11 protein-coding genes are annotated in these 13,042 nt (G+C 37.7%); 3 read left to right on the forward strand and 8 right to left on the reverse strand.

What is annotated here, in order from left to right:
- Positions 1 to 4 precede the first annotated feature (4 nt).
- The gene (locus ACTJIV_RS02275) at positions 5 to 2,275 is read left to right on the forward strand and encodes a GH92 family glycosyl hydrolase (protein WP_440625357.1); all 2,271 of its coding nucleotides are present in this window, start codon (positions 5 to 7) and stop codon (positions 2,273 to 2,275) included.
- A 49-nt stretch (positions 2,276 to 2,324) separates the two neighbouring features.
- A complete protein-coding gene (locus tag ACTJIV_RS02280) occupies positions 2,325 to 2,822 on the forward strand; it encodes a phosphoheptose isomerase (RefSeq protein WP_440625358.1) in 498 nt (165 codons plus the stop codon).
- 451 nt (positions 2,823 to 3,273) lie between these two features.
- Here the strand turns inward: ACTJIV_RS02280 and ACTJIV_RS02285 are convergent, their stop codons facing one another.
- From ACTJIV_RS02285 to ACTJIV_RS02305, 5 genes are all read right to left on the reverse strand, one after another.
- On the reverse strand, positions 3,274 to 5,958 hold the full coding sequence (locus ACTJIV_RS02285; RefSeq protein WP_440625360.1) for a TonB-dependent receptor domain-containing protein: 2,685 nt from the start codon (positions 5,956 to 5,958) through the stop codon (positions 3,274 to 3,276).
- Positions 5,959 to 6,026: 68 nt separating this feature from the next.
- The gene (locus ACTJIV_RS02290) at positions 6,027 to 6,305 is read right to left on the reverse strand and encodes a hypothetical protein (RefSeq protein ID WP_440625362.1); all 279 of its coding nucleotides are present in this window, start codon (positions 6,303 to 6,305) and stop codon (positions 6,027 to 6,029) included.
- A 100-nt stretch (positions 6,306 to 6,405) separates the two neighbouring features.
- Positions 6,406 to 7,044, reverse strand: coding sequence for a hypothetical protein (locus ACTJIV_RS02295; RefSeq protein WP_440625363.1), 639 nt, complete (start codon positions 7,042 to 7,044; stop codon positions 6,406 to 6,408).
- A 79-nt stretch (positions 7,045 to 7,123) separates the two neighbouring features.
- Positions 7,124 to 7,810 (reverse strand): response regulator transcription factor, encoded by a 687-nt coding sequence (locus tag ACTJIV_RS02300; RefSeq protein WP_002982671.1) that lies wholly within the window; start codon positions 7,808 to 7,810, stop codon positions 7,124 to 7,126.
- Between the two features lie 163 nt (positions 7,811 to 7,973).
- Complete coding sequence (locus tag ACTJIV_RS02305) at positions 7,974 to 9,521, reverse strand: sensor histidine kinase (protein WP_111958796.1); 1,548 nt, start codon at positions 9,519 to 9,521, stop codon at positions 7,974 to 7,976.
- Between the two features lie 199 nt (positions 9,522 to 9,720).
- Between ACTJIV_RS02305 and ACTJIV_RS02310 the strand changes: the two genes are divergently transcribed.
- Entirely contained in the window at positions 9,721 to 10,206 is a 486-nt protein-coding gene (locus ACTJIV_RS02310) for an SRPBCC family protein (protein ID WP_111958798.1), read from the forward strand.
- Between the two features lie 138 nt (positions 10,207 to 10,344).
- On the opposite strand, the gene ACTJIV_RS02315 is transcribed toward ACTJIV_RS02310, so the two are convergent.
- The 3 genes from ACTJIV_RS02315 to ACTJIV_RS02325 all read right to left on the reverse strand — a co-directional run bounded on the left by ACTJIV_RS02315 (position 10,345) and on the right by ACTJIV_RS02325 (position 12,938).
- Positions 10,345 to 10,683, reverse strand: a complete 339-nt coding sequence (locus ACTJIV_RS02315) for a hypothetical protein (protein ID WP_111959025.1) — start codon at positions 10,681 to 10,683, stop codon at positions 10,345 to 10,347.
- 8 nt (positions 10,684 to 10,691) lie between these two features.
- Positions 10,692 to 10,829 (reverse strand): hypothetical protein, encoded by a 138-nt coding sequence (locus ACTJIV_RS02320; protein WP_440625368.1) that lies wholly within the window; start codon positions 10,827 to 10,829, stop codon positions 10,692 to 10,694.
- Positions 10,830 to 10,895: 66 nt separating this feature from the next.
- Complete coding sequence (locus ACTJIV_RS02325) at positions 10,896 to 12,938, reverse strand: S9 family peptidase (protein ID WP_440625369.1); 2,043 nt, start codon at positions 12,936 to 12,938, stop codon at positions 10,896 to 10,898.
- Positions 12,939 to 13,042 lie beyond the last annotated feature (104 nt).

Consider the following 13,042-nt stretch of genomic DNA (forward strand, 5'->3'; position numbering starts at 1 on the left):
TATCATGAAGTCTTTATTCTCAAGTTTTTTTATTCTATTCAATATCTTAGCATTTGGCCAGGAAGTGTCTCTTGCCGATTATGTAAACCCTTTAATGGGAACCCAATCCAAACCTTCCTTGTCCAATGGAAATACTTATCCTGCCATAGGACTTCCCTGGGGAATGAATCTCTGGACTCCGCAAACTGGAAAAATGGGTGATGGATGGGCATATACCTACGATGCAGATAAAATAAAAGGTTTTAAACAAACCCACCAGCCGTCTCCCTGGATGAATGATTACGGTGCTTTCGCCATTATGCCGGGAGTCGGTAAACTAAAATTTAAGGAGGAAGAACGGGCAAGCTGGTTCAGCCATAAAGCAGAGAATGCAAAACCTTACAGCTACAGCGTTTATCTGGCGGATATCAATGTGACCACAGAGCTTACTCCCACAGAAAGAGCAGCTTTCTTCAAATTCGATTTTCCTAAAACAGACAGTGCCTATATCGTTATTGATGCCCTGAATAAAGGATCTTACATTAAAATTCTTCCCAAAGAAAGAAAAATCCTTGGGTACACCACTAAATATTCCAGAGGAAAATATAACAATTTCAAAAACTATTTTGTGGTCCAGTTTGATAAGGATTTTGATTTGACGACTACCTGGAAAGACAGTGTTTTTGTGAAAAACCAGCTGGAAATCACAAGTGATCATGCCGGGGCAATTGTCGGATTTAAATTAAAAAATAAAGAAAGCGTTTATGCAAGAACAGCTTCTTCATTCATCAGTTTCGAGCAGGCAGAACTGAATCTTAAAAGAGAAATTGCAGGCAGGAATTTTGAACAGGTAAAAGCAGACGCAAAAAATATCTGGAATAAAACACTGGGTAGAATTGAAGTAAAAGGCGGAACAGATCAGCAGATCAGAACATTTTATTCCTCCCTTTACAGAACATTATTTTTTCCTCAAAAGCTATATGAGATCGATGCTGAGAACAAAGTAAAACACTGGAGTCCCTACAACGGAAAAATCCTGGACGGAAAAATGTTTGCAGGAACCGGATTCTGGGATACCTTCCGCGCTCTTTATCCTTTCCTGAATCTTGTTTATCCAAGCATCAATGTTGAAATGCAGGAAGGTTTAGTCAATACTTTTAAGGAAGGAGGATTTCTTCCGGAGTGGAGCAGTCCTGGATATTCCGATATTATGATCGGGAACAATTCCGCTTCAGTGGTTGCCGATGCTTATATCAAGGGACTTCGCGGATATGATGTGGAAACACTTTGGCAGGCAGTGAAACATGGAGCCAATAACGAAGGCCCGATCGATGCTGTAGGCCGTAGAGGAGTGCAATATTACAATACTTTAGGCTATGTTCCTTATGATGTAAAGATCAATGAGAATGCTGCCAGAACCCTGGAATATGCTTATGATGATTTTGCCATTTATCAGTTAGGAAAAGCATTGGGAAAACCGGCTTCAGAAATTGATATTTATAAAAAAAGAGCGTATAACTATAAAAACATGTTTGATCCGCAGACAGGTCTGATGCGCGGTAAAAACAAAGACGGAAAATTCCAGTCACCATTCAATCCGTTTAAATGGGGGGATGCTTTTACAGAAGGGAACAGCTGGCATTATACATGGTCTGTTTTCCAGGATATTGACGGTTTATCCCAATTGATGGGTGGGAAAAAGAAATTTGAAGCCAAGCTGGATGAGGTATTCTCACTTCCACCGGTATTTGATGACAGCTATTACGGAAGCGTAATTCACGAGATCCGCGAAATGCAGATCATGAATATGGGACAGTATGCCCATGGAAACCAGCCGATCCAGCATATGATTTATTTGTACAATTATGCCGGAGCCCCGTACAAAACACAGTACTGGACAAGACAGGTGATGGATAAGCTATATTATGCAACACCGGATGGCTATTGCGGTGATGAAGATAATGGTCAGACTTCCGCCTGGTATGTATTTTCTGCCTTAGGATTCTATCCGGTGACCCCGGCTACAGACCAATATGTTTTGGGAGCGCCGCTTTTCAAAGAAGCAGTAATTCACTTAGAAAATGGTAAGAAAATTGAAATAAAGGCACCGGAAAACAGTGCTGAAAATCTATATGTAAAATCATTAAACGTAAATCTTCGGCCGTATTCGAAAAACTGGCTGAGCCACAAAGAACTGATGAATGGAGCTGTGTTGGAATTCCAGATGGATAATAAGCCTAATAAAGAAAGAGGCTCTCAGGAAAAAGATTTTCCCTATTCAATGTCGAAAGAATAATGATCAACAAACTTTATATTTGAAAATAATTTTAGAACAGGAATAAATTATGAGTGCAGAGAAAATAGAAATATTCGAAAAGGTAGAAAAAATGTTAGCGAGCCAGGGTTTTACTATTGCGGCAAAAGATGATACAAGACCTTGGGGCGGCTTTTTCGTGATCGATGAAGGTCAGGCTCAGGATTTTGCCAATCAGTATTTTGACGGAATCAATGTAGAAAGTCTGAAAATAGGAGGAAAGCTAAGTCCTAAGATCCTTTTGGTTGCTCCCAATACCCGTTTAAGCTGGCAGTACCATCATCGCAGAGCCGAAATCTGGCAGGTAGTGGAAGGAACAGTTGGGATCAAAACAAGCAATACCGATGAAGAAGGCGAGCTGAAAGAATACCATCCAAAAGATCAGATTAAACTTCAGCAAGGTGAAAGACACAGGCTGATCGGTTTAGACGGCTGGGGAGTAGTAGCGGAAATCTGGCAGCATACCGATGCTTCCAATCCTTCGAATGAAGATGATATTGTACGAGTACAGGACGATTTCGGAAGATAATTGCAAAAATAAAAAAAGACTGTCTTAACAACAGTCTTTTTTATTTGTATCAAATAACCTTTAAACCAAATTAATTTTTCCTTATTTGTGTTTTTAAGTTTTCAAAAAGTTCTTGAGGTTATCTGTACATCAATATTTTTGTTTCATCATTTTTGTTTCCAGTAACATTCCCCGTTGGTTAATTTTACTGGTACAAAGTAACAGCTTTCTAAAATAAAATCCCTTATAAAAAGCATCGATATATATCGATTAATCATAGAAGTTTATCTATAGAAGTGGGTTTTGTTAAATACTTTTTTTGAACATGAATTTAACAGATCATTTCGTTTTTAAAATAAGATGCTCAAATGTCGCAGCTTAATAAAAAAGAGACTGTTTTTAAAACAGTCTCTTGATTCATTAATCAACTTATTGATTCCTACTTTACACGCTTCAACTTTACGTTAAAAAATTAAAAAGTTACATCCAATCCCACATAAAAGTTAGCCTTCATGATAGGGGCATACACCATTCCGCCATCAAAATAATTTCCAAATGGATTTCTAAAATCAACAATGGCATTTTTCTGATAATATGACGTAAGGTTCTCACCTCCTAGATAAGCTCTGAGCTTTTTATTGAAATTCCTTGAGATTTGCGCATTCAGCACAGCATAAGAATCAGAGTATACAGGAAGCTGAAATTCTGCCGGATTGCCTGAAGTATCCGGGAGTCTTTGTTTTCCTACCCAATTCAGCGTGGTATCAAAACTCCAGAATCCTCCTTTGTTATTTTTATTTGTTGCATAGGCAAGATTCACAAAGCCTCTGTGTTTCGCCATAAACGGAACTTCTCTTCTGCCGTCCAGATAATCTGCCTGAACATCATAATATTTATAAGCCAGTCTTACATCAAAATTTTTGAAAGGCGTAAAATCCCACTGAGTCTGGAAAGAATTCGCAAAAGATTTTCCTTCTAAATTATAAAAAGTAAGCTGTTGTGGAGACTGGTCAAGATCAACAAGCACCTGGTCCTGGAAATCTGTTCTGAAAAAATCAGCGACGATGGAAGATTTTCTTCCGAAAAGCTTGAATTCCTGCTGTAGACTGGCTCCGTAGTTCCATGCGATCTCAGGTTTTAAACCATAAATATCTCCACCATTCTGCAAAATCTGGATACTTCTGTTTGATGCAAAATACTGTTGGTTTTCAGCAAAAACGTTAGCCGTCCTGAATCCTCTGCCTGCAGAAAGCCTTAAGATTGTCTGCGGCGTGAAATCATATTTAAAATTAAGTCTCGGAGTAAACTGAGTACCCGCAAGATTATGAAAATCCGCTCTGGCTCCTGCTACCAAAGTATATTTTAATCCTGTTAATGTATATTCTGCAAAAACCCCCGGAACGATTTCATTTCTCTTCATATCGTCTGTTAAATACGTTTCCTCGTAGCCGTCATATAGAAAACTGGCTCCTGCCTTGTACTTATGATTAGTATTTCCGATAATGCTTTCAAAAATTAAATTTGAATAATAAGTATGCTGTTTCCCGGCATAATTTCTCAATCCGAAAAAGCTGTCCTGCTGATGATATACATACTGATTCATCCATCCGAGGCTCTGGTAGGGCTTTCCTTTGAAGACATACCCTGTTTTATTCCAGACCTGGAATCTTGAAATATCAATACCCACACCATATGCACCCTGTTCGTCCTGAGGCAGTTTTTTATCAAAAGCAACCTGTCCGGCTGTTCTTTCGTCTCTGATAAAATTGATCCCGAAATGAGACCCGAATCCCGATTTTTCAAGATCATTATAATTAAGGAGATAAGCTGCGTTAATCTGGGTTCCCTTGGGTCTGTCCAGGAAAGTATCATGATTCATATCCGTGTCTCCAAATGTTCCGTTTCCGTGCAATAAGAATGTCTGTGACCATTTCTCATTGATAGGAGAGACACTGGTGATATTGGCTTCCGCTCTTCCGTTGAAATCAGCGAATATATTCAATGACGTTTCAGGTTCCTTGGCATTTTTCAGAAGCTCAGTATTGATCTGTCCTGTAATACTTTCATAGCCGTTCGTTACCGTACTTCCGCCTTTTGTCAGCTGGATGCTTTCGATCCATCTTCCGGGAATGAAATTTAGTCCGTAAGCCGAAGCAAGACCTCTGATTTCAGGAAGAAGCTCCTTGGTTAAACTGGTATATTTTTGGTCCAGGCCGAGCATTTTCAGCTGTTTGGTTCCCGTAACAGCATTACTGAAAGAAACATCTACGGTGGCATTGGTTTCAAAGCTTTCAGACAGGTTACAGCAAGCTGCTTTTAGTAATTCTTTTTTATCAATATTAAAAACAAGACCTGCCTCTTTTTTGCTCAATGCAGTTGCTGCTTTTGAACCGGTAACCGTTACTCCTTCAATGCTTTTCTCGTGCTGTTCATGAGTTTCATTAAGAGTTGCACCATGTTCTTCATGATCGTCGTGTTTTGCGCCCTCTTCATAGTGAACATTTGGGTTGGCTTCTCCAAACGGAATATCTCTGTCGTACAGACAACATCCGGGAAGACTTTTGTAAACAGCGTCGGAAGCTTTGTATTTTTCATTGTCATGACCGGCATCTGCAATCGCTTTTAAAACCTGATCCGGCGAGGTTTTTGAAGGATCAAAATTTAAGATTACCGTCTGTGTTTCAGCATTCCATTCTGCGGAATCTGCACCGGCATCTTTTGCGGTTTTTTCTATTCTGGCTTTACATGAAGCACAGTTTCCTTTTACATAAAACTCATTTCCTTTTTTAGAATGATGCAGATGAGCTTCTGCAATGGAAGGCTGAAGGTCTCTTTCATAATGGCAACACCCAGGAAGACTTTTATAAATTTCGTCAGGGGACTTGAATTTTTCATTATCATGACCGGCATCGGCTACTTTCTTTAAAATTTCGTCGGGAGAAATTTTGCTGTCGGTTTCCAGGGTTAAAGTCTGAAGATCAATAGAATAAACAGCGGTTTTGGCTCCTGCTTTTTTAGCGGTAGTTTCTATTCTGGATTTGCACATCTCACAGTTTCCTTTGACTTTGAACTGGGATTTTGAAAGGTTTTGAGCGGATATAAAGTGTACAGACACGATCATTAGACCAAGAATGAACTTGGAAATATATAATTTCATTTTGTTTAAAAGTTTAGATTAATTATAAACGGTCCCTTAAAATGCTTAACGGACTCACTGTTTGACAATTAACCTATTTTAGGCGGCTGCCAGATCTCTTTTAAACGGTCTGATAAATGAGGCGGTGAATATTGGAACTGCGGATTCTTATTCGCTTTGTAATAAGACGGTTCAAAATGTAAATTCTTTGAAAACGGAGTTTCTATATAAGTATAGCACGCAACACAGGTTGAGCAGCAGTCGTCATTACATGAAGACTTGGTTTGGCTGTCCTTACTCTCTTTTGAAGAGTGATTTTTGCAGCAGTCGCTTTTTTCAGACTTGGTTTTGCAGCAAGTATCCTGCATAGATTGCGAGTAGAAGCTGTCTTTAGGAACTAAAAAAATTCCTAGACAAAAAATAACTGTAAGAATGTGAAACAGCTTCATCTTTGCAAAAATACAAAAATTATGATAAAGGATCACCAACTTTTAAAGCACAGTTGTGCCATGGTTCTCCGTGTGCAGGGTTAAGTTTAGGTTTTTCACCTGTTGGAGGAGCGGCTGTTACAGGTCCCGGAACATTTTGCGCTGCGCTTTGAACAGGTTGTGGCATTGGAGCTGGCGCCGGCGCCGGCTTACTGTTTAAGGGCTGTCCTACCGGGATATCACATCTGTGGCCGGGCTGTCCGTGCGGAGGATTCATTCCCGGAGCCGTTTTAACCGGCTGTGCATTATTGTTGATTGCCACTTTGCCTGCTGACATAGAATTGGCATCTATTTTAATGGAATTATTGGGGTTTTGTCCGGGTGTTGTCTGGATGGTTGCCGGATTTACATTGAGCGGTTGTCCTACGGGAATATCGCATCTGTGGCCGGGTTGCCCGTGTGGAGGGTTTTTAATTCCCGGAACTACCGTGGCAGAAGCCGGATTTGGATTGGACTGTACACCTGCCTGCTCCATCAGGGCAGTTTGAGAAGTTGAATTAACGGCAATGCTGGGCTGCTGAACACCTGCTTCTTCTTTTATATAAGTAGGCTTTTCGTCCTTTTTGCATGAAACAGCTAATATTGAAATGGCAATAATGCCCAAGAATGTATTTTTCATATCCAATCGGTATGAAACAAAATTAGCAAAACATTTTTAATTGTTTTGCTAATTTTATATTTATAATTGGTATTTAGGCTTAATTTTTAACTAAAAGCCTAAATCCTTCACCATGAACGTTGATAATTTCCAATCCTTCATCATCTTTTAAGAGTTTACGGAGTTTGGCAATATACACATCCATACTTCTTGCGGTAAAGTAATTTTCCTTTTTCCAGATTTTTCTCAACGCCAGATCTCTCGGCATGAAATCGTTTCTGTGGATACAAAGAAGTTTTAACAGCTCATTTTCTTTTGGAGAAAGTTTGTATTCTTTATCACCAACTTTAAGCTGTCTCAGCATAGAGTCGAAGAAAATGTTACTGATCTTGAACTGCTCCTGCTCCTCATTTTCCAAAGTAGAGCTTCTCTGCAGGATCGCTTTGATCTTATACAAAAGAAGTTCTGTATCAAACGGCTTTGTAATATAGTCGTCCGCACCCAGTTGGTATCCTTTTAGGATATCTTCTCTCATATTTCTTGCTGTAAGGAATATGATAGGGGTGTTTTTATCGATTTTTTTTACGTCTTCGGCTAATGAAAATCCATCTTTTTTAGGCATCATCACGTCGAAAATACAGATGTCAAATTCATTTTCTGTAAATTCTTTCAAACCCTGCTCTCCATCTGTAGCAAGGGTTACCTCAAAGTTATTGATCGTTAAATAATCCTTCAGCACTGCTCCGAAACTCTGATCGTCTTCTACTAATAATATTCTGTTGCTCATGATTTTAATAATTAAAATTAATGATTAAAAATTAAGAATGAACCTCCTCACTCTATCTTCTATATTTGTTATTTGGTTTCTATTTTTAATGATAAATGATCTTGATCTCATTGATTTTTTATAGGATCTTCTCATTCATTACTCATTACTTATCATTGATGATTTAGCTCATCGGCAGTTTTATCGTAAACGTACTTCCTTTGTCTTTGTGAGAGTCTACAATTATCTGCCCTTTGTGCAGTTCTGCGATTTTCTTTACGTAAGAAAGCCCCAGTCCCTGTCCTTTTACATTGTGGATATTTCCGGTTTCTTCTCTGAAGAACTTTTCAAAGATTTTAGTTTTATTATGGGTCTCCATTCCCATTCCCTTATCGGAAATTTCTATGACGTACCAGTTTCCTTCATTACTTGTTTTTACTTTAATTTCAGGGGTTTCAGGAGAATATTTGTTGGCATTGTCCAGTAAGTTCACCAGCATATTCGAGATGTGGAACTCATCTATTTTAAAAGTATAGTTCGTTGCAGTAAATTCCTGTGTCAAAGAACCGTTTCTCTGCTGCACAATGAGATTAAAAGATTCTGTCGTTCTTTTGATCAGTTCACGTACATTGGTCTCCTTTAGGAATAGCTCTACCTCATTTCTTTCAAGCTTGGACATATTCAAAACGTTTTCCACCTGCTTTTTCATCCTTAAATTTTCCTGTTTGATCAGTTCCGAATAGTATTTTACTTTATCTGGATTGGTAGCAATCTTATCATTGGCTAAAGAGTCTGTGGCTACAGAAATTGTTGCCAGTGGTGTTTTAAACTCATGGGACATATTATTGATGAAGTCTGTTTTCACTTCAGCCAGTTTTTTCTGTCTCATCATATAATTGATGGAGATAATATAAATCCCAAGAATAGTCAGTAATGACAGGAAAGTTCCCAGAAGCATGGGCCAGTTGTTCATCGCCAGGGAATATTCTTTTTTAGGAAATACTAAAGCCAGACTGTATAAAGTCCGGTCTTTTTTATCTGTAAAAAGGGGATAGCTATAGGTATTGCTGTCTTTTTTCTCTTTATAAACCTTATTGACAACACTGGTAAGCTTGTTGTTCTTATCAATTACCCCGTATCCGAATTTTGCAGTGATGCCTTTTATTTTCAGTTCTTTAGCGATTACCGAATCAAGGACTTTAGTGTCTACTCTTTTATCGATGGGCAGATTGGTGCCAACCACTTTTACAAATTCTTTTATGGCATAATCCCCGTTTTCAATATCATTGTTAAGGTCTGTGGTAAGAAGCTCGCGGTTGGTGGTGTCTTTCTTTATTTTATAAGTTGCATCGTCTGTATACAGAGTTGTCAGCTTTACCGAATCACCTTTCTGAGAGATCGGAAGTTGTGTTTTTGATATGATGTTTTTAGAATAGATAATCTGACGCTGTGCGCCGGAATCTTCTACCTGCTGAATGGTTGTTAAAGAAGGCTGGTCTTTGCTGGCAAGGATATTATTTCTTAAATTAGTATAATCTTGGTTCAGGTATTTATCAGCTTCAATTTCTTCAATATTTTTTGAAGTGTTTTCTAAAGCAGCGTATACTTTATTGGAAAATTCCTGCTCAAGAGCACCATAATAACCTTTCAGCCAATAAAATTGGAGCGTAACAAATACAATCAGTGAGATTGTCATAAACACCGAAATTATTGGGATGAACTTATTATTCATTATTGGATTTTATATATTGAAAAAAATGAATGTTAAAATTAATTATTTTAAGACTTGATAAACAAAAAACGAGCCAAAAAATTGTTTAATTTCTCTTAAAAGGGAGTTTTTTAACAATTATTTATGAATTTACAATAACTTGTCATATGAAAAGTCCTGTAAATGGATAAAGGAGTAGCTTTAACAAAAATAATTACTTATGGAATCTAATATCATTTTTAACAAAGATTTTGATTCAAACAGTGTATATGTCATGAAAATATATGACGCTGACGTTTCAAAAGTGTGGGACTATTTTACCAAATCCGAATTATTGGATCAATGGTGGGCACCGAAGCCCTGGAAATGTGAAACTGTAAAACAGGATTTTAAAGAAGGTGGAGTCTGGCACTATGCCATGGTAGGACCTGAAGGTGAAAAAATGTATGGTCAGATGGCATATGGTGAAATTACAGAGCATAGAAGTTTTGATGGTGTAGATGCTTTCTGTGACGAAAAAGGAAACATTAATGAAGATTTTGCACAAGCAAAATGGCTGCTTGGATTTACAGGAGTAGAAGAAGGTACAAAAGTGACCATCAATATTTATTTTCCAGCTTCTGAAGCTATGAAGCAACAGCTGGAAATGGGTTTTGAAGAGGGTTTTAAAATGGGACTGGCGCAGCTTGAAGAAATTCTCAAATAAATATGAAAATTTTTAAAGGCCGGAATATGTTTATCTTTGGCTTTATAAAAAAAGACGGGATAACCCGTCTTTTTTTATTTATATATGCATTGTAACATTCATCATTTATTGCCTGATTGGCAAATTATTATCAGTACATCAAATCAGCTCCTCTTCCTGAAAATATTGTATAATTGCTTTTTTCATCAAAAGAGACTGTTCGTTTGGCTTTAGTTCCGGAAGCTCTTCCAGCTTGTCATACTGTGGCCATCCATCTTCATAATGAGTAAACTTATAGTAACCGAAAGGTTCCAGCAATCTGCACACTGCAATATGAATCAGGTTTACTTTGTCTTCTTTGGTGTATTTCTGCTGGCCACTTCCCAATTCCTGCAGTCCGATCAGAAATAAAAGTGTTTCAATCGGAGGATTTTTCTCAGTATCAAAATTGTCTATAAAAAACTGTTCTATCTTTTGCCAATATTCAGATTCGTTCATAGTATTCGTCATTTTTTTTCTTTAGCTTCTGCATCTTCTTCTCTTGCTTTTTCAAGAAGCTGCTGCAGTTTTTTTTCTTGTTTTTCTTTAAAAATTTCCCGCTTCTCTGCCTTTCGAATTTTATCCTTTTGTATTAAATAATACACATGGCTATTGCAGGAAATATTAATAATAACATGATTTTATTTTTAAAGGTGAAGAAAAGATTAAAATTATTTTTTATCTATTTTCAGCAAGAATGCATATTCCAGAGCGTCTTCCTTCAACGATTCAAACCTTCCGCTGGCTCCGCCGTGACCTGAGCTCATATCAGTTTTGAATAATAAAAGATGATCATCTGTTTTCAATTCTCTCAGTTTTGCAGTCCATTTTGCAGGTTCCCAGTATTGGACCTGAGAATCGTGAAGGCCTGTTGTAATCAATATATGTGGGTAGTCTTTCGCTTCAACATTATCGTAAGGCGAATATTCCTTCATGTACTCATAGTATTCCTTGTCATTAGGGTTTCCCCATTCATCATATTCTCCGGTTGTCAATGGAATAGTTTCATCCAGCATTGTTGTCACCACATCTACAAATGGAACCTGTGCTACAATTCCGTTAAAAAGCTTAGGCTCGTAATTCATAACGGCTCCTACCAGAAGTCCGCCTGCGCTTCCGCCCATTGCATACATGTGGTTTGATGATGTATAATTTTCCTTAATTAAGTGCTTTCCGGCATCAATAAAATCGAAGAATGTATTTTTCTTGAAAAGCATTTTACCGTCTTCATACCATTCTCTGCCCAGATATTCACCACCGCGGATATGAGCAATGGCGTAAATAAATCCTCTGTCTAAAATGGAAAGTCTTACATTAGAAAAACTTGCATCTACAGTATGTCCATAACTGCCATAACCGTATAACAGTAAAGGTGTGTCTGCAGATTTTTTGGTGTCTTTATGATAAACCAATGAAATCGGGATTCTTGTTTCTCCATCCCTCGATTCTGCCCAGATTCTTTCTGAAATATAATTTTCAGGAACAAATTTGCCACCAAGAACTTCCTGCTGTTTCAGGAGCTGAGTCGTTTTCTCCTTCATATTATACTCATAGGTTGAGCTTGGCTGCGTCAGTGACGTATAGCCATAACGGAGAACCTCAGTGTCAAACTCCATGTTGATCCCGATATAGGCCGTATATGTTGGGTCGGAAAAAGGAAGATAATAAGATTCCTGGGTTTTTTCATCGATGATTTTAATCTGGAGAAGCCCTTCTTCTCTTTCTTCAAGGACCAGATAATCCCTGAAAATTTCAAAACCTTCCAGCAGAACTTCAGCACGATGTGGAATAACATCTACCCAGTTTTCCATTCCACAGTTGTCAATTTTGGTCTTTACGATTTTAAAATTGATTGCATCATCTGCATTGGTGATGATATAAAATTCATCTTCAAAATGCTCTACCGAATATTCCAGATCATCAATTCTGGGCTGGATGATTTTCCATTCTGCAAAAACATTGTCAGAAGGAATGAACCTATGCTCGTCGGAAATTGTACTGGAGCTGGCAATGAAAATATACTCCATGGATTTTGTCTTGAAGACATTCACATCAAAAGTATCATCCTTTTCATGAAAAATCAAAACATCTTCCGCAGCATCAGTGCCCAGCTTATGTCTGTACACCTGGAAAGCCCGTAAACTTTCATCTTTTCTGATGTAAAATACATGCTCATTATCATTGGCCCAAACTGCTTTTCCTGTTGTGTTCAAAATCTGGTCAGAGAAGACTTCACCTGTTACAAGATTTTTAAAGCTAATGGTATAAATCCTGCGGCTTACGTTATCCGATGAAAAAGAAACCAATTCATTATTCGGGGAAACTGCAATGCTTCCCACTTCAAAATAGGTTTCGCCTTCTGCTAAAATATTAACATCAACAATAATTTCCTCTTCGTTATCCAGACTTTTATGCTTTCTGCAGAAGATAGGATATTCTTTTCCTTCTTCATAGCGTACAATATACCAGTATCCGTTAAAGAAATAGGGGAGAGATTCATCATCTTTTTTGTAGCGAGCCTTCATTTCTTCAAAAAGCTCTTCCTGAAAGGCCTCGGTGTCTTTCATCATAAACTCTTCATAGGCATTTTCCTCTTCAAGATATTGTATCACTTCCGGATTTTCCCTTTCATTAAGCCAAAAGTAATTGTCAATTCTTCTGTCGCCATGTATTTCTAGTATTTTCTCTATTTTTTTTGCCTGTGGAGCTTTCATTTAAATATTTTAAATTTATTTGGCCTGGTGTAATGTGCTATAGATTTTCATAATTTGAGAATAATTTATAGGACATTTCATTCAATATTAATTCTTGTTCAAAT

Source organism: Chryseobacterium sp. 22532 (assembly GCF_052044665.1).
Classification (GTDB): Bacteria; Bacteroidota; Bacteroidia; order Flavobacteriales; family Weeksellaceae; genus Chryseobacterium; species Chryseobacterium lathyri.